Source organism: Chryseobacterium sp. SIMBA_028 (genome assembly GCF_046535285.1).
Taxonomy (GTDB): Bacteria; Bacteroidota; Bacteroidia; order Flavobacteriales; family Weeksellaceae; genus Chryseobacterium.
Genome location: NZ_JAWRWZ010000002.1, coordinates 266,431 through 289,356 on the forward strand (window position 1 = coordinate 266,431; position 22,926 = coordinate 289,356).

The 22,926-nt window shown below is 36.1% G+C and carries 26 protein-coding genes and 1 riboswitch; of the genes, 15 read left to right on the forward strand and 11 right to left on the reverse strand.

Annotated features, from left to right (window positions below; genetic code table 11):
- Positions 1-81: 81 nt before the first annotated feature.
- Together SCA31_RS03395 and SCA31_RS03400 are read left to right on the forward strand one after the other, a co-directional pair.
- The gene (locus SCA31_RS03395; RefSeq protein ID WP_410695444.1) at positions 82-1,047 is read left to right on the forward strand and encodes an NAD-dependent epimerase/dehydratase family protein; all 966 of its coding nucleotides are present in this window, start codon (positions 82-84) and stop codon (positions 1,045-1,047) included.
- Positions 1,048-1,131: 84 nt separating this feature from the next.
- Positions 1,132-1,884 carry a polysaccharide deacetylase gene (locus SCA31_RS03400; protein WP_410695445.1) on the forward strand — a complete coding sequence of 251 codons (753 nt, stop codon included), beginning with the start codon at positions 1,132-1,134 and terminating at the stop codon, positions 1,882-1,884.
- Positions 1,885-2,035: 151 nt separating this feature from the next.
- Here the strand turns inward: SCA31_RS03400 and SCA31_RS03405 are convergent, their stop codons facing one another.
- On the reverse strand, positions 2,036-3,241 hold the full coding sequence (locus SCA31_RS03405; RefSeq protein ID WP_410695446.1) for a metallophosphoesterase: 1,206 nt from the start codon (positions 3,239-3,241) through the stop codon (positions 2,036-2,038).
- Between the two features lie 69 nt (positions 3,242-3,310).
- Complete coding sequence (locus SCA31_RS03410; RefSeq protein ID WP_410695447.1) at positions 3,311-4,378, reverse strand: 3-oxoacyl-ACP synthase III family protein; 1,068 nt, start codon at positions 4,376-4,378, stop codon at positions 3,311-3,313.
- A 101-nt stretch (positions 4,379-4,479) separates the two neighbouring features.
- Between SCA31_RS03410 and SCA31_RS03415 the strand changes: the two genes are divergently transcribed.
- From SCA31_RS03415 to SCA31_RS03450, 8 genes are all read left to right on the forward strand, one after another.
- The gene (locus SCA31_RS03415) at positions 4,480-5,049 is read left to right on the forward strand and encodes a hypothetical protein (protein WP_076354080.1); all 570 of its coding nucleotides are present in this window, start codon (positions 4,480-4,482) and stop codon (positions 5,047-5,049) included.
- A gap of 3 nt (positions 5,050-5,052) precedes the next feature.
- Positions 5,053-5,784 carry a bifunctional demethylmenaquinone methyltransferase/2-methoxy-6-polyprenyl-1,4-benzoquinol methylase UbiE gene (gene ubiE / locus SCA31_RS03420; RefSeq protein WP_076354082.1) on the forward strand — a complete coding sequence of 244 codons (732 nt, stop codon included), beginning with the start codon at positions 5,053-5,055 and terminating at the stop codon, positions 5,782-5,784.
- Positions 5,785-5,787: 3 nt separating this feature from the next.
- Positions 5,788-6,570 (forward strand): porin family protein, encoded by a 783-nt coding sequence (locus SCA31_RS03425; RefSeq protein WP_410695448.1) that lies wholly within the window; start codon positions 5,788-5,790, stop codon positions 6,568-6,570.
- A gap of 139 nt (positions 6,571-6,709) precedes the next feature.
- Positions 6,710-7,012 (forward strand): hypothetical protein, encoded by a 303-nt coding sequence (locus SCA31_RS03430; RefSeq protein ID WP_410695449.1) that lies wholly within the window; start codon positions 6,710-6,712, stop codon positions 7,010-7,012.
- Positions 7,012-7,299: a cell division protein ZapA gene (locus SCA31_RS03435; protein ID WP_076354088.1), complete on the forward strand. Its 288-nt coding sequence runs from the start codon at positions 7,012-7,014 to the stop codon at positions 7,297-7,299. Before SCA31_RS03430 ends, SCA31_RS03435 begins: the two co-directional genes overlap by 1 nt.
- Before the next feature lie 230 nt (positions 7,300-7,529).
- Positions 7,530-9,095 (forward strand): ribonuclease Y, encoded by a 1,566-nt coding sequence (gene rny, locus SCA31_RS03440; protein ID WP_410695450.1) that lies wholly within the window; start codon positions 7,530-7,532, stop codon positions 9,093-9,095.
- A gap of 73 nt (positions 9,096-9,168) precedes the next feature.
- The gene (locus SCA31_RS03445) at positions 9,169-10,410 is read left to right on the forward strand and encodes an MFS transporter (RefSeq protein WP_410695451.1); all 1,242 of its coding nucleotides are present in this window, start codon (positions 9,169-9,171) and stop codon (positions 10,408-10,410) included.
- A gap of 171 nt (positions 10,411-10,581) precedes the next feature.
- Entirely contained in the window at positions 10,582-10,770 is a 189-nt protein-coding gene (locus SCA31_RS03450) for a hypothetical protein (protein ID WP_410695452.1), read from the forward strand.
- A gap of 93 nt (positions 10,771-10,863) precedes the next feature.
- Here SCA31_RS03450 and SCA31_RS03455 read toward each other — a convergent pair whose 3' ends face one another.
- The 5 genes from SCA31_RS03455 to SCA31_RS03475 all read right to left on the reverse strand — a co-directional run bounded on the left by SCA31_RS03455 (position 10,864) and on the right by SCA31_RS03475 (position 15,979).
- Positions 10,864-11,799, reverse strand: coding sequence for a YeiH family protein (locus SCA31_RS03455; RefSeq protein ID WP_410695453.1), 936 nt, complete (start codon positions 11,797-11,799; stop codon positions 10,864-10,866).
- Positions 11,800-11,983: 184 nt separating this feature from the next.
- Positions 11,984-12,859, reverse strand: coding sequence for a LysR family transcriptional regulator (locus tag SCA31_RS03460; protein WP_076354098.1), 876 nt, complete (start codon positions 12,857-12,859; stop codon positions 11,984-11,986).
- A 169-nt stretch (positions 12,860-13,028) separates the two neighbouring features.
- Entirely contained in the window at positions 13,029-14,336 is a 1,308-nt protein-coding gene (locus SCA31_RS03465; RefSeq protein ID WP_410695454.1) for a voltage-gated chloride channel family protein, read from the reverse strand.
- 31 nt (positions 14,337-14,367) lie between these two features.
- A riboswitch (Fluoride riboswitch) is annotated at positions 14,368-14,435 on the reverse strand.
- 156 nt (positions 14,436-14,591) lie between these two features.
- Positions 14,592-15,431, reverse strand: a complete 840-nt coding sequence (locus SCA31_RS03470) for a GLPGLI family protein (RefSeq protein ID WP_410695455.1) — start codon at positions 15,429-15,431, stop codon at positions 14,592-14,594.
- 80 nt (positions 15,432-15,511) lie between these two features.
- The gene (locus tag SCA31_RS03475) at positions 15,512-15,979 is read right to left on the reverse strand and encodes an acyl-CoA thioesterase (protein ID WP_410695456.1); all 468 of its coding nucleotides are present in this window, start codon (positions 15,977-15,979) and stop codon (positions 15,512-15,514) included.
- A 120-nt stretch (positions 15,980-16,099) separates the two neighbouring features.
- On the opposite strand from SCA31_RS03475, the gene SCA31_RS03480 reads away from it, so the two are divergent.
- Together SCA31_RS03480 and SCA31_RS03485 are read left to right on the forward strand one after the other, a co-directional pair.
- On the forward strand, positions 16,100-16,456 hold the full coding sequence (locus tag SCA31_RS03480; RefSeq protein ID WP_410695457.1) for an arsenate reductase family protein: 357 nt from the start codon (positions 16,100-16,102) through the stop codon (positions 16,454-16,456).
- 119 nt (positions 16,457-16,575) lie between these two features.
- Positions 16,576-16,764, forward strand: a complete 189-nt coding sequence (locus SCA31_RS03485) for a hypothetical protein (RefSeq protein WP_410695458.1) — start codon at positions 16,576-16,578, stop codon at positions 16,762-16,764.
- A 56-nt stretch (positions 16,765-16,820) separates the two neighbouring features.
- On the opposite strand, the gene gcvT is transcribed toward SCA31_RS03485, so the two are convergent.
- From gcvT to idi, 3 genes are read right to left on the reverse strand one after another with little or no spacing between them, the layout of a single operon-like run.
- Positions 16,821-17,897, reverse strand: a complete 1,077-nt coding sequence (gene gcvT / locus SCA31_RS03490; RefSeq protein ID WP_410695459.1) for a glycine cleavage system aminomethyltransferase GcvT — start codon at positions 17,895-17,897, stop codon at positions 16,821-16,823.
- Positions 17,898-17,906: 9 nt separating this feature from the next.
- Positions 17,907-18,380 carry a hypothetical protein gene (locus SCA31_RS03495; protein WP_410695460.1) on the reverse strand — a complete coding sequence of 158 codons (474 nt, stop codon included), beginning with the start codon at positions 18,378-18,380 and terminating at the stop codon, positions 17,907-17,909.
- Positions 18,380-18,889 (reverse strand): isopentenyl-diphosphate Delta-isomerase, encoded by a 510-nt coding sequence (gene idi / locus SCA31_RS03500; RefSeq protein ID WP_410695461.1) that lies wholly within the window; start codon positions 18,887-18,889, stop codon positions 18,380-18,382. The genes SCA31_RS03495 and idi overlap by 1 nt, the downstream gene beginning before the upstream one ends.
- 350 nt (positions 18,890-19,239) lie before the next feature.
- Here idi and SCA31_RS03505 point away from each other — a divergent pair, with 350 nt between their 5' ends.
- Both SCA31_RS03505 and SCA31_RS03510 read left to right on the forward strand, forming a co-directional pair.
- Complete coding sequence (locus SCA31_RS03505) at positions 19,240-19,650, forward strand: phosphoheptose isomerase (protein WP_410695462.1); 411 nt, start codon at positions 19,240-19,242, stop codon at positions 19,648-19,650.
- Positions 19,651-19,733: 83 nt separating this feature from the next.
- On the forward strand, positions 19,734-20,693 hold the full coding sequence (locus SCA31_RS03510; protein WP_410695463.1) for a D-2-hydroxyacid dehydrogenase: 960 nt from the start codon (positions 19,734-19,736) through the stop codon (positions 20,691-20,693).
- Between the two features lie 78 nt (positions 20,694-20,771).
- Here SCA31_RS03510 and mscL read toward each other — a convergent pair whose 3' ends face one another.
- Positions 20,772-21,152: a large conductance mechanosensitive channel protein MscL gene (mscL, locus tag SCA31_RS03515; protein WP_410695464.1), complete on the reverse strand. Its 381-nt coding sequence runs from the start codon at positions 21,150-21,152 to the stop codon at positions 20,772-20,774.
- 233 nt (positions 21,153-21,385) lie between these two features.
- Between mscL and SCA31_RS03520 the strand changes: the two genes are divergently transcribed.
- On the forward strand, positions 21,386-22,903 hold the full coding sequence (locus SCA31_RS03520; RefSeq protein WP_410695465.1) for an NAD(P)H-hydrate dehydratase: 1,518 nt from the start codon (positions 21,386-21,388) through the stop codon (positions 22,901-22,903).
- Positions 22,904-22,926: the final 23 nt, after the last annotated feature.

Here is a 22,926-nt window from a genome sequence, read left to right on the forward strand (position 1 = left end):
AGAGGCATTTTTAAATCCACCTTTTTTATTATGGTTGACATGTTTTTTTTACTTTTGTACAATTCTAAAAAAATCTGAAAAATGGAATCCTATACGGAAAGAATACTTATTACAGGTGCCCTGGGACAAATAGGCACGGAACTTACCAATAGACTTGTGGAAATCCACGGAGCGGAAAATGTAGTGGCTTCAGGGCTGGACAGATGGCAGGAAGGAATTACTTCTGCCGGACACTATGAGAGAATGGATGTTACCAACACACAATTGGTAAGACAGGTGATTCATGATTACGAGATCACTACAGTGTATCACTTGGCATCTCTTTTATCCGGAACCTCGGAAAAGCAGCCTATTTTTGCTTGGAAATTGAATCTTGAACCTCTTCTTCACTTTTGTGAAATGGCTAAGGAGGGGCTTCTTAAAAAGATCTTCTGGCCAAGCTCAATTGCAGTGTTTGGAAAAGGAATCCCTAAACATGACGTTGGTCAGGATGTAGTTTTGAACCCAACGACTGTATACGGGATCTCTAAAATGGCAGGGGAGAAGTGGTGTGAATACTACTTCGACAAATATGGAGTAGATGTAAGAAGCATCAGATATCCTGGATTGATCTCTTGGAAAACTCCTGCAGGTGGTGGTACTACTGACTACGCTGTTGAGATTTTCTACAAAGCAATTGAAGAAAGAAAATATACAAGCTTCATTTCTGAAGATACAGGAATGCCGATGTTGTATATGGATGATGCCATTAATGCAACCTTGAAATTAATGGATGCTCCGAAGGAAAGTTTAACCGTTCGTTCTTCTTATAACTTAGGTGGAATGTCATTTACTCCAAAAGAATTGGCCGCAGAAATTAAGAAAGAAATTCCTGATTTTGCGATCGATTATAATCCAGATTTCAGACAGGCAATTGCTGATTCATGGCCTGCATCTATTGATGATTCTGTCGCTAAAAAAGACTGGGGATTGACTTACGATTTCGGAATTTCTGAAATGACGAAAGATATGATCAAAAATCTAAAAGTAAAATTAGCTAAGCATTAATGATGTAAAGTAATTATTTAATTAAATAATACTTTAACATCTGATTTTTAATTTATTATAATTTTTATCTAAAATTTAATTTAAATGATATTATTGACTTTCAACATTACAAATATTGAAGCTGAAGCAAAAACCGGCTCACCAATTACTAGTGAAGAAAGGTTGAAAATTATAGAAGAGAATACAAAAGCTATTCTTAGAATTTTAGATATTCATGATACAAAAGCGAGCTTTTTTGTGGAGATTTCTCTTACTGAAAAGCTCCAAAATCTTATAAAGGCAATTTCATCCAAAGGGCATGAAATTGCCTTCTATAATAGAGATTCAAATCTTGCAGAAATTGAAAATGCAAAGAAGAATATTCAGGACCTTCTGGAAAAACAAATAAGGGGAATTCGTCAAAAAGACATTAAGATTCCACAAGAGAATCTGAAGCTGATGGAGTTTAATTATGTCTCCAATATTGATAATGCCAATATTCTTTTTCCTTTCAAACGTCTTAAAAGAGATACCGAAATTACAGAAGAAGACGGACTTAGTATTGTTCCGGAAAGTATCTCTCCTTACAGCCAGTTGCCGTACAATGATTTTGTATTTCAGATTTTGCCAATGCAATATTATCAGAACATGGTATTGGAAACATTACAGAATGAAGAATTTGTTTTGATTTACCTTAATGCCTGGCAGTTTACGGATTTCAAAAAATACCCTTTTGATATTCCGTTTTATAGAAGCTTGTTTTCAGGCAGAAAAATGGAGGACAAATTAGATGCCCTCCTTAGTTTTATCAATGAGAAAGATATGGCTACCTCTCGCATGAAAGATTATATTTTTTAGGGTGCAGATGGTAGGTTGCAGGGATTAGGTGCTGGGTAGCATGGAGGAGTATTTCTCTTTACTCTCAAATTTTGAATCTTGTATCTCAATGGTGAATTTCCTTCGATCATTTATACTCTAAAACACTCTTACACTCCAGCCTGTAATCCTGTTAGCTCAACTCAAAAAGAGTAATTTCAGGCAATACCCCAACTCTTCCAGGGTATCCTAGTACCCCAAATCCTCTGTTTACATAGAGTAATTTACCCTCACTTTCGTATAGATCTGCCCATTTTGGGTAACGATACTGAACTGGCGACCATTTTATATTTTTAAGATCTAAACCAAACTGCATTCCATGGGTATGGCCCGAAAGGGTCAGATGGATGTTTCCTGGGTGTTTTTTTACTACATAATCAAAGTGGGTAGGGTCATGGCTCATCAGGATCTTTGTAGCGGATTCCGGTACGTTTTTTAAAGCTTTATCAATTTTTCCAAACTGCGGAAAAGGTTTTAATCCCCAGTTTTCAACGCCTAGAATGTATAGTTTCTCTCCGTTTCTCTCAATAACCCTGTTTTCATTTCTCAGCATATCAAAACCTGCCTGCTTTTCATAGTCGATCAGGGTGTCCAGATTTTTCTTTTTAGCCTCCGGAGATTCCCAGTTTACATAGTCTCCATAGTCGTGATTTCCCAGTACTGCAAACTTGCCGTCTTTAGCCTTGATTTGTGAAAATAAAGGAATAAAAGGCTTGAATTCATCTGCGACATTATTTACCATGTCTCCGGTAAATAGGACAAGGTCAGGTTTCTGCTCGTTGATGAGGTCTACAGCGTGCTGCAGCTTGCCTGGGTCTGCAAAGCTTCCACTGTGAACATCTGAAATCTGAATGATTTTATATCCTTTAAAGACTTTCGGGAGATTCGGAAATTTTACCTTTACCTTTCTTACTTTATGTCTGTATTTCCCGAAAGTAATTCCATCAATGAATAGGGCAGAAAGGACTCCGCTCATTCCAAGTCCGACGAGACTCAGGAATTTTCTTCGCTCGGGGAAGAAGTTTTCAGATGGTTTTGTAAAGCCAATCAGATAGCCTCCAATTCTGATAATGTCATCAATTAATAAAAATAAAACCACAAATATTTTAGGAAGAATAAATATCAGAAATAGGGAAATCATGATTTGGGCTTTCATCATGCTTCGGTCTGATCTCTGATAATGAGTGACCTCGTAGGCAAAAATTCCATAAACAATTAAAGACACTGTCCAGTAGCCAATTCTTACCCAAAGATTATCTGTAAGTGTTCTTATGGCTTGATAAATGTAAACTTCCAAAAACAGGAAGATCCCGGCAATAATTAAAAGATTTTTTTGCATGTTCTGATTCAAAAAAAGCACAAAGAATGACTTCCCTGTGCTTTTATATTTTTTATTGTTTAAAATATTTTAAGGAAATCTATAAACGATAGCATTGATGTTCATTCCGGCACCTACCGAAGTCATTACAATGTTACCTTTTTCTTTAAACGATTGACCTTCCATTTTTCCTTTAATTATTAAATCATACATGGTAGGAATGGTTGCAACAGATGTATTTCCAAGGTCTTGAATTGTCATAGGAGAGATCGCGTGATCGTATTCCTTGATGTCATAAAGTCTGTGAAGTCTTTCAATCATCGCGTAATCCATCTTGGCATTTGCCTGGTGAATTAAGATTTTATCGATATCTTCAATAGAAAGTCCGGCATCTGTAATGGTATCCTTGATTGCAATAGGAACGTTTTTAAGAGCGTATTCGTAGATTTTTCTACCCAACATTCTTACGTAAAGGCGTTTTTGATCTGCTTCCTTATTGATAGAAGGTTGGTTTTCAAGGTAGTTTAATTCCGGGCCATTATCACAAATGGTATTGTGGGCAATGATTCCTACATTTTCCTCATCTGTTGCCTTTACTACTACAGCACCTGCACCATCAGCAAAAATCATTCTGTTTCTGTCATATGGATCCGTTACACGGCTTAAAGTTTCACCTCCAATCACTAAAACTGTTTTTGCAACTTTGGCTTTAATTAGATTGTCAGCTAAAATCATAGCTTCCACCCATCCAGGACATCCGAAAAGCATATCATATGTTACGCATTTTCTGTTTTTGATCCCTAGTTTATTCTTTACCCTCGCTGCCATTGTCGGCATGAAGTCAGCATATCCGTTCTCAGTAACTTCCCCGAAATTACTCGCGTAAATAATATAATCCAGTTCTTCGCCGTCTACCTTTGCATCCTCAAGGGCAATTTTTGCGGCTTCATAACCGATCTGTGAATTGGAAAGACCATCTTCAATGAATCTCCTGTTTTCGATTTCTGTAATTTCTACAAACTTCGCAATGGTTTCTTCCACAGGTTTTTCAATTTTCACTCCGTCTTCAGTATAGAATTCGGAATTCATGAAGTAATCTCTACCAATAACTCTGTTCGGGATATAACATCCAGAGCCAATAATGATCGTATTCGGCATTCGTTTATATGATTTTTTTAAAGATGCAAAGTTAATAATTAATATTAATAACCGAGAATTAAAAATATTATTAAATTTGCAAAAATTGTACTTTACAATCTATGAAAAACAACTCATCCTTAAAAGGCTTACTCATTGCAGCTGTGGCGTTTATCGGTGCCTTTGGGATCTACTTCCTTTTTTTAGCCAAGAAGAATTATTATGTTGTAGATAATCCTACCCCCAATACGTATTACTTTAAAATCAATAACGGTTCTGAAGGGATCATTTCGGCGGGGCAGTATGTGCATGTGGATTTGAATAAGGGAAAAAACTCTATTCAGGTTTTCGACCAAAATAAAAAAATGCTTTACGATTCGGCATTTGAAGTAAATAAGCTTCGTGGTCTGCTTAATATTGCGCACCAGGATTACTATGTGAATGACCAGTACTACGGGTATAACCTTAAAAAAGATTCGTTATTGATGGCACTTGATAAGACTGTCATAGACGGAAAGGAATACCTCGGAGGAGCAAAGCGTTTCAATAAGCTTTACACAGAAGAATTTTATTACAATGTAGACGAAGATTATGATAAACTGATCAAGAACATTCAGAAAGTGGAGTCGAGATCAAAGATCTTCAGAAAGCAGGATTACCTAAATTATTACAAAGAATATTACAAGTTTTAAGTTTTGACAAAAGATATCACCAAAGTTACTCCCTACAATTCGGAGGCTACAAAGAAAAGCCAGGTAGAGGATATGTTCGACAATATTGCACCGAAGTATGACCTTTTAAACAGAGTTTTATCCATGAAAATTGATATTTTATGGAGAAACAAACTGGTAAAATGGATGAAAAATGATAATCCGCAGGAAGTGCTGGATGTGGCTACAGGAACGGGAGATCTGGCAATTACCATTGAAAAAGGAACCGGTTCAAAAGTAGTTGGTTTAGATTTATCACAACAAATGCTGAATGTTGGCGTTATTAAAATAAAAAAACTTAAATTAGACGGCAAAATTTCCATGCAAAAAGGGGATGCAGAAAATTTACCTTTCGAGGACAATAGATTTGATGCTGTTTCCGTTGCATTTGGAGTGAGGAATTTTGAGAACCTTACCAAAGGTTTGGCAGAGTTAAGAAGAGTAGTTAAAGATAACAAGAGTGTTTATATACTGGAGTTTTCAAAGGTTGAGGGTTTTTTAGGGCCATTTTATATGTTTTATTTCAAAAATATATTGCCTGCCATTGGTAGATTGGTTTCTAAAGATAATAGGGCGTATACATACCTTCCGGATTCTGTAAATGCTTTTCCTTTCGGGGAGAAGATGAAGCAAATTCTTTTAGATACGGGATTTAAGAAAGTAGAATATAAAAAATTAAGTTTAGGTATAGCCACAATTTATAAAGCAACAAAGTAACCTATGAATAAATTTCTATTAAAAGCACTGGTTTTGACCTCAGTAAATGTTGCCGTTTTTGCAAACGCGCAATTTAGAACCCGAAACAGAATGGACAAGTTGGAAGATTTCGACGAGCAGAAATTCAGTTGGGGGTTTTATTTGAACGGGAATAGACTAGATTACCGAATTGTATTGCATCCAAGATACGGGATGAATGAAAACGAAAACCTTGTTTCCTCTAAGGAAAGTTACAGTTTCGGTGCTGGGCTTATTGCAAAATGGAGACTGAATGACTATCTGGATGTAAGGATAGAACCAGGTCTACAGTTTGCACAAAGACAGTTGACTTTTAATACGCAATCCAATGATGTCTATGCGGGTGGATCATTAACCAATCCTCCGTTTATGCCTTTTCCTTTAACAGATAAAGATAAAGTAAGAGAAATTAAGTCTACATTGGTTGATATTCCGGTACTTTTGGAACTTCACGGGCGAAGATGGTATAATTCAAGACCATACGTGGCTGCTGGGGTAAATTATATTGTAAACCTACAATCCAACTCAGGGTCTACTGATGATAACATGCAGCAGATCTTCAGGTCTACAACGCATAATTTTGCTTGGTCTGCAGAAATGGGGATCCAGTTTTACTTCAATAAGTTTAAACTGACTCCTGGTGTAAGAGGAACATTCTTCATGAATAATGAAAAAGTGGCTGATAATGCAACGACACCTCCTTATTGGGCATCTGCAGTTTCTACATTACAGACTAGAGCAATCATGTTTGTATTGAAATTTGAATAAGAAAATATCACATTGAAAATACAAAGGAGATGCATCTGCATCTCCTTTTTTGTTGAGATTACAAAATATAGGACGTTTTATTTTTGTTAGTGTTATTATTTTTTTATTTTTGCTTCTAGTTAGAATATACAAAACTTAAATGCTTCAAGATTTAGAAAACAATTTTTCAGAATTAGAGAGAAAGATTTTGACTCTTCAAAAGAATTACAAAAATCTTGCTGAAAATTTATCAGAATTAAGTATTGAGCATGAAGACCTGAAGAAGAAGTATGATGAGGAGAGAAGAAGAAATCAGGTATTAGCAGAAGAACAAAAAAATATAAAACTTTATTCAGCAATATCAGGAAATCCTGAACACAATAGGTTAATGAAAAATCACATCAACAGATTGGTAAAAGAAATAGATTTCTGTATTGCTCAGCTTCAAAACAGTGGATTATAATGGAGGTAAGGAGAATAACCGTCAACATTGCAGGAAGAGTGTATCCGCTGAACGTACCGGCAGCAGAGGAAGAAACTTTGCGTAAAGTAGGGAAGCAGATTGAGAATATGATTAAAGATTTTGAACAGAACTTCGATGTAAGAGATAAACAAGACGCTTTGGCCATGTGTGCCCTTAAACTGGGAACTAATGCAGAAGTAGTGTCTCTTAACTACGAGAAAAATATTAATTCAAGCAACGAAAGATTAAAACAAATTAATCAATCGTTGAATGAAATCGGGAAATAGATTTTTTTTCCTGAACAAGCTGCCTACAATGATTCTAACACATTAAAGGTAAACTCAACGCTAAACAATTACCGAACAAATGTCCATCGAATGGCGTGCCGGTCTTCCGGATTACAGACAGTGGAAATCAGTTCAAATCGTGTTGATTAGGAGTTTACTCTCAATCCCTGGATTATTGTGGGCTTTTTTTATTTAAAGGATATGAATACAATTAAAACTCAATATAAATTATGATAGAAGTTATAGTCGGTGTTGTTTGTTTAGTAATTGGTGCTGTCGTGGGAATGTTTTTTTCCAAAAGCTCACTGAATACTAAGGCAAAATTTATCATAGATGATGCAACTAAAAATGCCGAAAACCTTATAGAAAAAGCTAACGTACAAGCTGAATCCATAAAGAAAGAAAAGAATCTTCAAGCTAAGGAAAAATTCCTTGAACTAAAATCTCAGCATGATGCAGACATCCAATCTCGCGAGAAAAAGATGCAAGAAGCTGAAAAAAGAACGAAAGACAAGGAACACAAACTGAATGATGAGCTTAGCAAGACAGGAAAACTTGAAAAGGATTTAGACAGACAGATTGCAGATTACGCTAAGAAGAACGAAATTCTGGACAGAAAACAGCAGGAATTAGATATAGCTACCGCTAAGAAAGTTGAAATACTTGAAAAGATCTCTAATTACACGGTTGAAGAAGCTAAGGCAGAATTGGTAGAAACCATGAAGGCTGAAGCGAAGACAAGAGCACAGGCACACGTTCAGGGCATCATGGAGGAAGCTCAGATGAATGCTAAGAACGAAGCCAGAAAAATTGTTATTCAAACGATCCAAAGAATCGGAACAGAGCAGGCTATCGAAAACTCAGTATCAGTATTCAACATTGAATCTGATGAAGTAAAAGGTAGGATTATTGGTAGAGAAGGTAGAAACATCCGTGCATTAGAAGCGATAACAGGAGTTGAGATCATCGTTGATGATACTCCGGAAGCTATTCTTCTTTCATGTTTTGATCCGGTAAGAAGAGAGATTGCAAGACTATCCCTTCACAGATTGGTTACAGACGGTAGAATCCACCCTGCAAGAATCGAAGAAGTAGTAGAAAAGACTAGAAAGCAAATTGAAGAGGAGATCATTGAAGTAGGAAAAAGAACGATTATTGACCTAGGGATCCACGGATTACACCCAGAGTTAATTAAGATTGTTGGTAGAATGAAGTACCGTTCTTCATATGGACAAAACTTACTACAGCACTCAAGAGAAGTAGCAAACATTGCTGCAACGATGGCTGCTGAATTAGGCTTAAACGTAAAACTGGCTAAGAGAGCAGGTCTATTGCATGATATTGGTAAAGTCCCTGAGCAGGAATCTGAATTACCACACGCTTTATTAGGAATGCAGTGGGCTGAGAAATACGGTGAAAACCCAGAAGTAGTAAATGCCATTGGAGCTCACCACGACGAAATTGAAATGAAGTCATTATTATCTCCAATCATTCAGGTAGCTGATGCTATTTCAGGAGCAAGACCAGGAGCAAGACGACAAGTATTGGAATCTTACATCCAGAGATTGAAAGACCTTGAATCTGCAGCGTTAAGCTTCGATGGAGTATCAAGTGCTTATGCAATCCAGGCAGGTAGAGAATTAAGAGTAATGGTAGAGAGTGGAAAAGTAAATGATGAAGTAGCTTCTCAACTATCTTACGATATCTCTGAAAAGATTCAGAATGAACTTACTTATCCGGGGCAGGTAAAAGTAACAGTAATCAGAGAAACGAGAGCTGTGAATATTGCAAGATAATAATCAGATTAAGATATTTTATAAAAACCTTTCAAGAAATTGAAAGGTTTTTTATTTTTATCAAAATTTAACAATGCAAGAACTGTCACTATCTTCGAAACTAAAGTACATTTTTTCGATTCCCGTTATTATTTCTGCCTTAGGCTATTTCGTAGACATCTATGACCTCCTCTTATTTGGGATTGTAAGGATCCCCAGTTTAAAAGCCTTAGGGCTTAATCCGGATGCAGACGGAACCTTTATCCTGAATTGCCAGATGGTAGGACTTCTTATCGGAGGAGTCTTCTGGGGTATTTTCGGGGATAAAAAGGGAAGGCTTTCCGTACTCTTCGGTTCCATTTTAGTGTATTCCCTTGCCAATATTGCCTGTGGTTTTTTACCCTATTTTCCAAAAGAGCATTTAGTATATCAATATGCGGGTCTAAGGTTTATTGCGGGAATAGGTTTAGCTGGAGAGCTTGGAGCTGGAATTACACTGGTTTCTGAGAGTCTGCCGAAGAATTTAAGAGCTATTGGAACCTCCGTTGTGGCGGGTTTTGGATTAATGGGGGCTGTCGTTGCCCAGCTTACGGTAGAATTAGCCGGAGGGTGGAATATCTCTTACATTATTGGCGGGATTATGGGGGTTCTGTTATTGATTTTGAGAATAAGCGTATCAGAATCAGGGATATATAAGAATATTGAGCATGAAAATGTCTCCAAAGGAAATTTTCTATCCTTTTTCACGAATAAGGACAGGCTGGTGAGATACTTAAAATGTATTGCCGTAGGATTACCTACATGGTATTGTATTGGGATTCTCGCTGTTTTGGCTAATCAATTTGCTCCTGAGTTCGGAATAAAAGATCTCAGCCCCGGAAAAGCAATCATGTGGGCTTATGTGGGGATTTCTGTCGGTGACTTGATGAGTGGTTTTATTTCTCATGCCTTACAATCACGAAAAATGGCAATATTTTATATGTTGGTTTTCACTATTATTGGGGTTGCATTTATGTTGTTCGGGAATACAGATACAGAAACAAAATACTATCTGTTCTGTGTCTGGCTGGGATTGGGGACAGGATACTGGGCAATGTTTGTCACCCTTGCCGCGGAGCAGTTTGGTACGAATATCAGAAATACAGCAACCACAACCGTTCCTAATATGGTAAGGGGGTTGGTACCGGTGATGATTCTTGCCTTTGATCTTCTTAAAGGTAATTTTTCTGTAATCATAAGTGCTGCCATTGTTGGAGTAGTGGTATTTGGACTTGCATTTTATTCGTCACTTACGATCTCGGAAACCCATGATAAGGACCTTGAATTTACAGAGTGATTTAATTTGTTTAATAATTCTGAGAGTTGCTATCCTGTTTTTTGATATCTTAATTATAATATAATCAATGTATTGTTTAATTTTATATTAAATTATGTTGTGAGTAATTAATATTTGTTTAACTTTGGGAAGTAACCAAACTATATTGTTTAATCCCAAAAAACAAATCACATGAACATTATTAAAAATGCTAAAAAATTAAGAAAAGAAGACCTGAAGAAGATTTCAGGAGGGATCGGAGGTTCTGGAAATATTGGAACTCCGGATGCATCACTTTGCGGATGCAGTTGTACAGGAGCTGTAACAGGGCCTAAATACTGCGTTCAGCTTATCTCTTGCCCACAGGTTATGACTTGTTAATCGGGTTGGCTGCAGAGATTATTTCAATATGAAATAAACATTTCCACATTTAATAGGCAGCACCCTCTTGATTTCAGGAGGGTGCTGCTGCTTTTAATGAATAATATAAAGTAAACTTCCTATACTGATGGTTACCCAGAGCAGTACAGCGGTTAACAAAGGCTTAAAACCAATCGTTTTTAAGGTTTGTAGAGAAAGAGTAGAACCAATGAAAAATAAGGTAAGATTCAGACCTGATTTGGCTACTGAGGTAATGATAGTACTAAAGTTATCCATAAAAGGGAAATAAGTATTCAATAGAATCGCTAATATGAAGTATCCGATAAACCATGGGATTTTTATTTTCGAATCCTTACTTTTAAAAATGAACATGGTAATCAACGAAACGGGTATGATCCATAAAGCACGGGCTAATTTCACAGTGGTGGCAATTTTTAAAGCTTCATCTCCATATTTGCTTGCGGCACCCACTACAGAACTTGTATCATGAATCCCAACCGCACACCAAAGCCCAAACTGTTCCTGTGAAAGATTCAGCAAGTGTCCAATAGCCGGATAAACGAATAAAGCAATGGAGTTTAACGTAAAAACAATGGCTAATGCCAGGGAAATTTGTTTTGTGCTGGGTTTAATAATAGGAGAAACAGCAGCAATGGCACTTCCTCCACAAATTGCGGTACCGGCAGAAATAAGATAAGAAAGAGGTCTTTCAAGTTTAAATACTTTTCCTAAAATGTATCCCAAAAGCATTACTGTAACAATACTTACCACTGTTAGCATCAATCCTGTTTTTCCGGCGTGAAGAGCTTCATCCAGTTTTAAGCCGAAGCCCAGCCCAACAATGGAAACTTGCAGTAGTAAATGAATATAGTGGTGAAGGTGTTTTTCAAAAGGGTTTCCCATAAAAACTGCCAGGGCAAAACCTAATATTAGGGCAATCGGGGATGATACCAACGGAGTTAAGGATAAGACAGCTAATCCAATAAAAATTACTTTCCGTGTTGCTTCATTTTGAATGAAATCTTTCATATTGCGAACGTTTAAAATCTGGAACAAAATTCCGCAATATATTATTACAAAGTAAATTGTATTTTGTTATATTGAATAACTAGAAGTTATAATTAATATGAAATGTGTTTCAGATAATCAACTATAGAAGCAGCTGAATCATTAGTATTTTTTACATTAATACTTTATACATCGTACAAATCAATTACTCTGCAAATTTCAGGAAAAGCTTGATCAGTTCAGATTGTTCACCTTTTGGAAGAATAAAATGAAAATCCCTTTCGATACTAAAGTTTTTAATGTCAATAACCGTAAGAATGTTGTTTTTCAATTCGTTCAAAATCGTACTTATAGAAAGAAAAGCCATGCAATCCGAATGAAGAAGGTAGTTTTTAATACTTTCACTGCTTCCCAGTTGAATAACGGTATTCAATTCATTGATGTTGATTTCCTTTTCCTTTAAACGGTTTTGAATAAACTCCAGCGTTCCGGAGCCTTGTTCACGGAAAATAAGATCCAGTTGGTATAGATCTTTTAAGTTTAAGGTTTTATTTGCCAGAAGATGATCTGATTTTGCAGCCAGTACAATTTCATCAGGTTTAAAGGTTTTATATTCAAAATAAGAAGACTGTGATTCTCCTTCAATAATGCCCAGATCAATCTTTTCTTCTTTTAAAAGAGAGGAAATAGCTTCTGTATTTCCGGTAAGAAGCTCTATTTTGATGTCTTTGTAATATGCATTGAATTTTGCAAGAATTTCAGGTAAAATGTATTGAGCAACGGTGGTGCTGGCTCCAATAATAAGTTTTCCTTTATGCTGTTGATTAATCTGGTTGATTTCAAATTCCAGATCACGGTAAATATTTCTGATCTTTTCAGCATATTCATACAGAATCTTTCCACTTTGCGTCAATTGGATGGAAGTCCCTTTTCTGTCAAATAATTTAGTTTCCAGCTGAACTTCAATTTCCTTAATATGTTTGGTAACTGCTGGCTGCGAAATATGAAGCTCCTCAGAAGCTTTAGTAAAACTTAGCCTGGAAGCCACGGTATGGAATACTTTTAACCTGTAATCGAACATGGGGCAAAAATACGGATTATAGTTGTAAGATTTGGGGTTTTAGCGTTTGAGAATCGGAGTGTTTGAGAGTCTTAGCGTTTGGGGGCTATTGTTCAGAAAATAGAAGACAAGGAATAATTTGAAATCCAATATTCAAAATCATCTTGATTATGGCCTACCAACGGTACATTTATAAAAAGTCTGAAATAGACTGATCCTGCTGGTTTTCATATCTTCTGTTCTTGGCGACTCCAATTTTTTGCTTGGTATAAATACTATTGTGTCCTGACAGAAGATAGGAAACAATGCAAGCAATGGCTATATAAGCACCACATTCTGCCCCAAATAATTCAATTCCCATCAGTATACACGCCAGCGGAGTATTGGTTGCTCCTGCAAATACAGCTACAAACCCCATCCCGGCCAATAAACCAAACGGTAAGGGGATAAACAGAGATAATGCACTACCCAGAGTTGCTCCGATAAAGAACAAAGGAGTGACTTCGCCTCCTTTAAATCCTGCGGAAAGTGTAACGATAGTAAAAATCATTTTCAAGGCAAAATCATATAAAGGAAGCTGCTTTTCAAAGGATTCTACGATGACGGGAACTCCTAATCCAATATAGCGGGTTGTGCCCATCGCCAGAACAGCTAAAGCAATGATAGTTCCTCCAATTACAGGACGAAGTGGTGGATATTTAATTTTTGATTTAAAAAGAGAGCCAGCCCAATGAATAATTTTACTGAATGCAGCAGCACAAATCCCAAAGGCAATACCTGCTAAAATGCTGCACAGGATTGGTAAAAATTCTAATTTTGGAATGATGTCAATATGATAATGAGTATGCTTTACATTCCATAGAGTAGTGGCGTAATTTGCTAAGATAGCCGAAGCAAAGGCTGGAAATATTGCATTGTACCGTATTCTTCCAATCAGGAAAACCTCAAGTCCAAAAACTGCTCCAGCCAGAGGAGTTCCGAAAATAGATCCGAATCCGGCGGCAATTGCGGAAATAATTAATATTTTTCTTTCACTTTTATCAAGCTCGAATGGCTTGGTAAGCTGATCTGCAATAGCACCGGCCATCTGAAGTGCTGTTCCCTCACGTCCTGCAGAACCTCCAAATAGATGAGTTGCAATAGTTCCCAGATAAACAAAGGGAGCCATTTTGAGCGGAATAATTTCTTTCGGATCATGAATATTATCAATCAGGAGGTTATTTCCTGCCTCAACATCTTTTCCAAAGTAATAATATAAAAGTCCAATCAGGAAACCGGCAACAGGAAGTAGTGTAATTAACCATAAATGATTTTCCCTGAAATTGGTGGCCCATTCTAACGATTGTAAAAATCCCGCAGAAGCTGTTCCTACCAGTAGGCCAAGAATCATACTAATGAACAGCCACTTTAAAATATAAGGTAGTGCCGGGAATTTTCTTAAAAAAAATTGGGTGTGAAAAATTACTTTCTTACTAAATGTCCATTGATGTTTTGACATAATAATCCTGATTAGTTATTGGTTAATAATCTATTAATCAGGCGTCATCAGCTTTTGTAAAGCGGTTGGGTAAGGAAGAACACCATTTCCTTTTGATAGCGCAAATATAGGAATTAAGGTTATAAGATAAAATATTTTGTCGTTAAACTTTAATATCTGCCTGACTGGATCAACAGGGTGGGCTTTGGCCCACCCCAATAAATGAAATACAAATTCCATAGGCTCTAGCTAAAAACAAAAATCAAAGGAATGGTATTAATATATTGGATAATGAATCACTTTATCAACTTCAATCGGATTATTGTATTTTCTGATAACCTCCTGCATGCTTTTGGTTTGGGTATTCAGCTCATCTACAGTATGAATTTCTTTTCCGTTGATATTAATTTTTAAATTGTTGTTGGTTTTGCTGAAGTTATTTCTTTCAAAGGCAAAAGGATCATTATAAAACTCCACGATCAGTTTGTATTTTTGCTTTTCATTGATGAGAATGGCTTTATTTCCAAAATTAGACTCCAGAAAGTCTTCTGTAGAAAAGTCTTCCGGAAGTTTTTGACTTTTTGCCAGATTGTAAATAAAGTTTTTCCCGGCATCTGATAACTCAAAAACTAAACCCGGCAGTCCACGGAACTTAAAGGGTCCCTCGCTAAAGGGAATATCTTTACAAAACCAGGCAGTCCAGTTTCTTCCTCCAAATCGGGTAGTGGCCTTTTGTAATGTATAAGTTTCTACTTTTTTGGTTTCATTTGAAATAGTCCAGTTGATTTTGTCTGTTGTCTTAAAAGAGTAATATCCGTTTTTGATATTGATGAAATTTTCGTTGTCAAAAGAATTGATTTTTCTTTTCACTCCCTGCCCAGACATATCCATATAGCTGGAATTCATTCCAAACTTTTTGTTTAGAGAATCTGTAATAGCCAGATTTTGACCGTAGAACTTCACTTCTTTTGGGCCAATATCCAAAATCATATTGAGTTTTTCATACCCTGCTTCTGTCGAATCCATTTTATATTGCAACTCATAGATAAACTGATGGGTTTGTGCTTGAATTAAAGCAACCACCAGCAATGCGGATAATGTAAAAATGTTTTTCATAGGTTTATTGAAAGTGTGTTGGCATTTTTTTGTTGATCTTTCAAACTATATTATCCTCCATCCTCCAACTCAATGAATCTTTACAAAAAAGGTTTCATCTCATCCTCAATCTGCGTTCTCAGGTCCATTAGGCGCTTGGCATATTGTTCCTTTTGTCTTTCTTCTTCAGTTTCAGGTACCCATTTTGGAACAGGCAGCTTTTTACCATTTTCGTCTACTGCTACAAAAACAATAATGCAGTGTGTCTTTTTATCAAAAGTAGGTTGTTTCAGATTTCGTGAAAAGACATTGATGGAAATATGCATACTGGAAGATCCCGTATAGATCACCTGTGCATCCACTTTTACCACTTCACCTATCTTGATAGGCTCATAAAAGCGAATTCCTCCCACATATACAGTTACAGAATAATTTCCGCTCCAGGTGGTGGCACACGCATAGCCTGCCTGATCAATCCATTTCATAACGCTTCCGCCATGTACATTTCCACCATAGTTAACATCTGACGGCTCTGAAATAAACTGAAAAGTAATAGGTTTGTTCTGCATCTTTATAAAATTTGAATAAAGTTATTTAATAATTTCCAAAGTTTTAGATTAAATCCTACTTTTGAAAGACGAAATGGGTATAAAACCGAATTTTAACAAATAACAGACTTAAAGATAATAATGAAGAAAGTATTTTACCTTAACACATGTGATACCTGTAGAAAAATTTTAGCACAGTTTGATCTTACCGACTGGGAACTTCGTGAGATCAAAAAACAACCTATCACCAAAGAGGAACTAGAAGAAATGCATAAAATGACTAAATCTTATGATGCGTTATTCAGTAGAAAATCTACTCAGATCAAGTTGAGAGGCTTGGATGTGAAGTCTTTGGGAGAAAAAGATTTTAAAGAATTACTATTGGATCATTATACTTTCCTGAAACGTCCTGTTTTCATTACTGATAAGGAGATTTTTGTAGGAAACGATAAAAAAAATATTGAAGCTTTGAGAGCGTTCTTTGGAATCAATGAATAAAATTCCTGATTTCCCTACCTCTTTGACTTATTGTTTTGTCTATATCTTATGATTTATTTTTAATGGTTTAATTATTAATTACTAATTACTTATATTTATAAGTACCAAAAAATAAAATCATGACAAAAAACTTTTTAAAAACAAAGAATCTTAACAGATCATCATTGAAAGAGATTAACGGAGGGCTAAAACCTATTATTGTTAATTGCTATACTTTATGTGGACCTGGTGGTGGAGTACCATCCAATACACCTGGAGTAGGTGATGCCTGCTCGCCGGACAGAAAGGTCTGCTGTATCTGCTATTAAAGAAAAAAAAGAGGCTGGAAATAAATTCCAGCCTCTTTTTATATAGTATCAAACGATTATACAAAAGGAGCTTTCACTACTTTTGCAGGGATGTTTTTGTTTCTTACCTGAATAAATATTTCAGAACCTAATTTGAAGTGAGGCTTGTCTACATAAGCAAGACCTAAACCGATCTTTCTCATGGGAGATTGTGTTCCGGAAGTTACTTTTCCGATTACATTTCCTTCAGCATCTACAACAGGATAGTCATGTCTTGGAACTCCTTTGTCTGTAAGTTCGAAAGCAATTAATTTTCTGCTTACCCCTTCTTCTTTTTGCTTGGCGAAAGTATCTTTGGAAACAAAATCCTTATCAAATTTTGTAATCCATCCTAAACCAGCTTCAATTGGAGAAGTTGTATCGTCAATATCATTTCCGTAAAGACAGAATCCTTTTTCAAGTCTTAAAGTATCTCTGGAAGCCAATCCACATGGAATGATACCCTCAGTTTCGCCAGCTTTCATTATTTCGTCCCAAAGTTTCTCCGCACTTTCGTTGTTGAAATAAATTTCAAAACCACCGCTTCCTGTATATCCTGTATTCGAAATAATCACATCGCTTACTCCTGCTACACTTCCTACAGTGAAGTTATAGTAAGGAATTTCAGAAAGGTTTACATCAGTAAGTTTCTGAAGAATTTCAGTTGCTCTAGGACCCTGAACAGCCAACAATGACATGTCATCAGAAGCATTGGTCATTGTTGCCCCAAATGTGTTGAATTTTGAAATATGGTTCCAGTCCTTGTCAATATTAGAAGCATTTACTACCACAAAGTATTTGTCATCCTCCATTTTGTAAACGATAAGATCATCCACAATTCCTCCGTTTTCGTTAGGAAGACATGAATATTGAGCTTTTCCGTTTTCAAGAGCATCTACATTATTGGTCGTTACAAATTGTAAAAGATCTTTTGAACCCGGACCTTCGATGAAAAACTGTCCCATGTGGGAAACATCAAATAATCCTGCTTTCTCTCTTACTGCGAAATGTTCTTCCGTTACTCCTGAATACTGTACAGGCATTTCAAAACCTGCGAAAGGTACGATCTTAGCTCCCAAGGAAACATGTTTGTCGTACAAGGCTGTTTTCTTCATATTTAATTTTTATTTCTTTATTTTAAAACTGTTGAAAGTCTCATTGAATAGGGTCATATAGTTTCCATTCCAGAATTTCTGGCCACAATTGATAGTTACCAGAAACAAGTCCTTGTCTTTTTGAAAGGCCCTGGTAATCCAGAAGAGGTTATCTTTTTGATCAAAATATTCGTAGTAATATTCCGTATATCCTTTTTTGCTTTTACTCTCTTTTACCTTATTTTCCGCATCTTCTGATTTATAAAGAGCCAGAATAAATTTCTTTGTTTCGGTCTTGGGAAGATTAAGGTCATGATATTCGGAAATAGTAATGGCTCCGATTTCATTGGTAGGAAAAATATTGACAATATCACTATCGTTGGTAGATTTCCAGCCATCCGGAACATTGATGGTGTAGTTGGGGCTTTCATAAGTCTTTGCTTTTTGAGCAAAAAACAAACTTCCTGATACAAAAGCAGAAACAAGCAATATTCTTTTCATCATTAAAAATGGTGTTTATATTCTTCAAGGATGATTTTAAACCATTCAGTAAAGTTTTCAGGATTTTCAGAAATCTCCTTATCCAAATCTTCAGGGGAAACGAATCTTACCTCTTCCACTTCTTCCTTATTCAAATTAAAATCAGATTCATGATTTCCTACAAAAACATGGTCAAGTTCATGTTCCCAAAGACCTCCGCCTACATCTGCCTTATAGATAAAGCTGAATTTTTCTGAAAGCTCTGCTTCAATACCCAGTTCTTCTTTCAGCCTGCGTTTAGCGCCCGCTAAATAAGTCTCTCCATCTCTGGGATGAGAGCATACTGCGTTGGTCCATTGATTGGGAGAATGATATTTTACCGAGGCTCTTTTTTGAAGAAGCATTTCGCCTTTACTGTTAAAAAGAAATACAGAAAAAGCGCGGTGCAACAGGCCATTGATGTGAGCCTGTTGTTTTTCCATCAAACCCAGAACTTCGTCCTCAGGATTTACTAAAACTACAAATTCTTCCATTTCTACAAATGTAAGAGTAATAAATGTATTTTGGAAATTTTTCGATAAACATCATGCTTTTGTAAACTGAAAAGTAAATAAGGTTAAGAAAGATATAAGAGGTTAGGGTCGTTATACCATTTTATATACTATAATGAATGATTCTTTATCTGAGCATTAAAAAAAATCCTCATTTTTACTATCGAAGGAAATCCTCAAATGAAAATTTTTAATCATAATGCAGTAAATGATGGATAAAATGTTTATATTATTTATTAAATAGTGATTTTTGTAGTAAATTTTTAACATAAACTAAGATTAATACATCTGATAGTTGTAAAAGCTGTAACTTTGTTACTCAAATTGTAACGATGGAATTAGAATACATAGAGCATATAAGTCCTATTCTAAAGGATGGAGTTAAAAACTACCTAATCGATATAGACGGAACCATTACAGAGGATGTTCCCAATGAAGAACCAGAAAGAATGGTTACCTGTGAGCCTTATCCGGATGCACTGGAAACCGTTAATAAGTGGTATGATGAAGGTCATCAGATCTGTTTCTTTACCTCAAGAACCGAAAATCTAAAGCAAATCACTATAGATTGGCTGGATAAGCATGGTTTTAAATACCACAGTGTACTCTGCGGAAAACCGAGAGGTGGAAACTATCACTGGATAGATAACCACTTGGTAAGAGCTACAAGATATAAGGGCAGATTTACAGACTTGGTAGAAAAACAAGTGACTATTGAAGTGTTCAAAGAAGACGGAGAATAAAAAATATAATTAAAGATTTAAAAATTGAATGGAGCTTTTCCTTTAATTTTTAAATCTTTTCAATTTTAAATATAGTTGTATTTATGAAAGTTTTAGCAAATGACGGCCTAGACCAATCTGGAATTGATGCATTAACAGAGAAAGGGTTTGAGGTCATTACAGCAAAGGTTCCACAGGAATTTTTGGTGGATTATATTAACGAGCACAAGATCCGTACGTTATTGGTAAGAAGTGCTACACAGGTAAGAAAAGATATCATTGACGGTTGCCCATCCATCGATATCATTGGAAGAGGTGGTGTAGGAATGGATAATATTGATGTGGACTATGCCAGAGAAAAGGGTATTCATGTAATCAATACCCCTGCAGCTTCTTCAGAATCAGTTGCTGAACTTGTTTTTGCACACCTATTTTCGGGGGCAAGATTTCTTCAGGATTCGAACAGAAAAATGCCTTTGGTAGGAGATACAGAATTTGCAGGACTTAAAAAAGCATATACTGCCGGTATTGAATTGAGAGGTAAGACGATCGGTATTGTGGGTATGGGAAGAATAGGACAGGAGGTTGCAAGAATTGCCCTTGGACTTGGTATGAGAGTGGTTGCTGCAGATAATAATGTAGGAAGAGCGAGTATTAAGGTAAAATTCTACAACAATCAGTTTATCAATGTTGATATAGAAACAGAACCCCTGCAAGATGTTTTAAAGCATTCAGACTTTATTACTCTTCATGTTCCGGCTCAGAAAGACGGATATATGATTGGTAAGAATGAATTTGAGATCATGAAGGATGGAGTAGCCATTGTTAACTGTTCCAGAGGAGGTGTGATTGATGAAGGAGCTTTAATAGAAGCTTTGGATTCCGGTAAAGTGAAGTTCGCAGGACTGGACGTTTTCATTAATGAACCTACCCCTTCCAAGGGAATTCTTACTCATTCAAAAATCTCCTTAACACCACATACGGGTGCTTCTACTTTGGAAGCTCAGGATAGAATAGGACTTTCCCTGGCAGAGCAGATTTCAAGTATTCTACAGATCCAGTAATTGGAAAATTAAGATATAAAACTAAAAGCACCTTTTCTAAAAAGGTGCTTTTTTTTATTTACATTGCTGAATAGCAGATTATATATTGTTTTTACTTTTCAATAAATCTCTGATCTCTGTTAATAATTTTTGATCATCTGTAGGTCCTGCAGGAGCCGGAGCATCTTTTTTGTTAACCTTATTAGCTCCTTTAATGATCCAGAAAAGAACCATGGCAATACACAGGAAGCTGATTACTGCAGAAAGGAAGTTTCCATAGGCAACACCATTCCAGGTCAGTTTAGCAATATTTTCTGCTCCCGCTGCTTTTAATGCCGGGTTCAGTATCAAAGGTGTAATTACATCTTCCACTAAAGATGAAACAATTTTACCAAATGCTGCACCAATGATTACACCGACAGCTAAATCGAGAACATTTCCTTTAAAGGCAAAGTCTTTAAATTCTTTAACAAATCCCATAATTTATATTTTTTAATTAGTATACACACAAAAATATAATTTAAAAATGTAAAAACATTACTTTTTATAAGTTTTTGTTCCGTAAAAGTTGATTTTTACATCATTTATTTTAATGAAAATAATGAATTTGTATTCATCTTTTATTTCATTAATGAAGTCTCTCTATTTTTATTGCTGAGGTTACTACCGTAATGAAAAATCTTTTGTAATTTGCTTAAAAGTTAGATTTACCCATGAAAATCTTTACCACAGAACAAATTCGCAGCTGGGACCAGTTTACCATTTCACAGGAACCTATTTCTTCTGTTCAATTGATGGAAAGGGCCTCGATGGCTGTTGGCAACTGGATTTCCGAACATTGTAAAAATCATAAAAAAATGGTGGTGTTTTGTGGTAATGGGAATAATGGCGGAGATGGATTGGCTGTTGCAAGAATACTCTATCTGAAAGGTTTTGATGTAGATGTATTTGTAAACGATCCCAAAGCAAAATTTTCAGAAGATGCAACAATAAACCTTAAAAGACTTCGAGATATTTCAGGTGTTTCTGTCCGAAAGTTTAGTCAGGTTGAGCAATATAGCTTTGATGACAAGACAATCATCATTGATGCACTTTTTGGAACAGGATTATCCAGGCCTTTGGATGGGGAATATAAAGAACTTGTTGAGCTATTAAATACAAAAGATAATATAAAAGTATCAATAGATATTCCCTCCGGATTGTCTGCTGATGGATTACTTCATGAAGATTCTATTGTTTTGAAAACGGACTACACGCTGAGTTTTGAATGTTGGAAACGAAGCTTTCTTCATCCGGAAACAGGAAGATATGCAGGAATAATAAAGGTTTTAAATATTGGCTTACATAAGGAATATGCAGAAGTAGCAAAAACGAATTACTTTGTAATAGATGATGAGCTTGCTGAATCTGTTTTTAAGCCCAGAAATGATTTTGCCCACAAGGGAAATTATGGCAGAGCTTTTATTGTTGGCGGAAGTTACGGTAAAATAGGAGCTGCAGTATTGGCAACAAAATCGGCTTTGAGAACAGGTGCCGGACTCACTTTCACTCTAGCTCCTCAATGTGGTTATGAGGTATTACAAACCTCATGTCCGGAAGCTATGTTTGTGAAAGGAGGTGAGCAATGGGTGGATCATTTTGATATTGATAATGAGCAGACTGTCGGAATTGGCCCTGGCTTAGGAATCCATGAAGATACAAGAAAAGGGCTTTTGAATTTTCTGAAAAATTATTCTACGCCATTGGTATTGGATGCCGATGCGCTGAATATCATTTCTGAAGATGAGAAGAACCTTGGCTTTATTCCGGAAAAATCAATCATTACCCCTCACCCAAAAGAATTTGAAAGGTTGTTTGGAAAAACAAAAGACTCTTTTAAAAGATTAAAACTAGCCGTGGAAAAAGCCGGAGAACTTACTATTTATATCATATTAAAGGATCATCATACACAGATTATTACTCCTGACGGAAAAGTATTCTATAACATTACCGGAAATGCTGGGCTTGCAAAAGGGGGAAGCGGAGATATTCTTACCGGAATTCTTACCTCTCTTTTAGCGCAGGGATATTCAGGAGAAGATGCCTGTGCTTTGGGAGTTTGGCTGCATGGAAAAGCAGGAGATCTTGCTGCTGAAAAATATTCAAAAGAATCCATGCTCCCTACGGATGTTATTGATGAATTGGGAAGTGTATTTACAGAATTGAATGTAAGGACAAATAAGAAACTGTAAAAAAGATATCCATTGAAATAATC

What these genes read in the sequence shown, in the direction of transcription:
- SCA31_RS03395 (WP_410695444.1), top strand. Translation starts at nt 82, where the DNA reads ATGGAATCCTATACGGAAAGAATACTTATTACAGGTGCCCTGGGACAA.
- SCA31_RS03400 (WP_410695445.1), top strand. Translation starts at nt 1,132, where the DNA reads ATGATATTATTGACTTTCAACATTACAAATATTGAAGCTGAAGCAAAA.
- SCA31_RS03405 (WP_410695446.1), bottom strand. Translation starts at nt 3,241, where the DNA reads ATGCAAAAAAATCTTTTAATTATTGCCGGGATCTTCCTGTTTTTGGAA.
- SCA31_RS03410 (WP_410695447.1), bottom strand. Translation starts at nt 4,378, where the DNA reads ATGCCGAATACGATCATTATTGGCTCTGGATGTTATATCCCGAACAGA.
- SCA31_RS03415 (WP_076354080.1), top strand. Translation starts at nt 4,480, where the DNA reads ATGAAAAACAACTCATCCTTAAAAGGCTTACTCATTGCAGCTGTGGCG.
- SCA31_RS03425 (WP_410695448.1), top strand. Translation starts at nt 5,788, where the DNA reads ATGAATAAATTTCTATTAAAAGCACTGGTTTTGACCTCAGTAAATGTT.
- SCA31_RS03430 (WP_410695449.1), top strand. Translation starts at nt 6,710, where the DNA reads ATGCTTCAAGATTTAGAAAACAATTTTTCAGAATTAGAGAGAAAGATT.
- SCA31_RS03435 (WP_076354088.1), top strand. Translation starts at nt 7,012, where the DNA reads ATGGAGGTAAGGAGAATAACCGTCAACATTGCAGGAAGAGTGTATCCG.
- rny (WP_410695450.1), top strand. Translation starts at nt 7,530, where the DNA reads ATGATAGAAGTTATAGTCGGTGTTGTTTGTTTAGTAATTGGTGCTGTC.
- SCA31_RS03445 (WP_410695451.1), top strand. Translation starts at nt 9,169, where the DNA reads ATGCAAGAACTGTCACTATCTTCGAAACTAAAGTACATTTTTTCGATT.
- SCA31_RS03450 (WP_410695452.1), top strand. Translation starts at nt 10,582, where the DNA reads ATGAACATTATTAAAAATGCTAAAAAATTAAGAAAAGAAGACCTGAAG.
- SCA31_RS03455 (WP_410695453.1), bottom strand. Translation starts at nt 11,799, where the DNA reads ATGAAAGATTTCATTCAAAATGAAGCAACACGGAAAGTAATTTTTATT.
- SCA31_RS03460 (WP_076354098.1), bottom strand. Translation starts at nt 12,859, where the DNA reads ATGTTCGATTACAGGTTAAAAGTATTCCATACCGTGGCTTCCAGGCTA.
- SCA31_RS03465 (WP_410695454.1), bottom strand. Translation starts at nt 14,336, where the DNA reads ATGTCAAAACATCAATGGACATTTAGTAAGAAAGTAATTTTTCACACC.
- SCA31_RS03470 (WP_410695455.1), bottom strand. Translation starts at nt 15,431, where the DNA reads ATGAAAAACATTTTTACATTATCCGCATTGCTGGTGGTTGCTTTAATT.
- SCA31_RS03475 (WP_410695456.1), bottom strand. Translation starts at nt 15,979, where the DNA reads ATGCAGAACAAACCTATTACTTTTCAGTTTATTTCAGAGCCGTCAGAT.
- SCA31_RS03480 (WP_410695457.1), top strand. Translation starts at nt 16,100, where the DNA reads ATGAAGAAAGTATTTTACCTTAACACATGTGATACCTGTAGAAAAATT.
- SCA31_RS03485 (WP_410695458.1), top strand. Translation starts at nt 16,576, where the DNA reads ATGACAAAAAACTTTTTAAAAACAAAGAATCTTAACAGATCATCATTG.
- gcvT (WP_410695459.1), bottom strand. Translation starts at nt 17,897, where the DNA reads ATGAAGAAAACAGCCTTGTACGACAAACATGTTTCCTTGGGAGCTAAG.
- SCA31_RS03495 (WP_410695460.1), bottom strand. Translation starts at nt 18,380, where the DNA reads ATGATGAAAAGAATATTGCTTGTTTCTGCTTTTGTATCAGGAAGTTTG.
- idi (WP_410695461.1), bottom strand. Translation starts at nt 18,889, where the DNA reads ATGGAAGAATTTGTAGTTTTAGTAAATCCTGAGGACGAAGTTCTGGGT.
- SCA31_RS03505 (WP_410695462.1), top strand. Translation starts at nt 19,240, where the DNA reads ATGGAATTAGAATACATAGAGCATATAAGTCCTATTCTAAAGGATGGA.
- SCA31_RS03510 (WP_410695463.1), top strand. Translation starts at nt 19,734, where the DNA reads ATGAAAGTTTTAGCAAATGACGGCCTAGACCAATCTGGAATTGATGCA.
- mscL (WP_410695464.1), bottom strand. Translation starts at nt 21,152, where the DNA reads ATGGGATTTGTTAAAGAATTTAAAGACTTTGCCTTTAAAGGAAATGTT.
- SCA31_RS03520 (WP_410695465.1), top strand. Translation starts at nt 21,386, where the DNA reads ATGAAAATCTTTACCACAGAACAAATTCGCAGCTGGGACCAGTTTACC.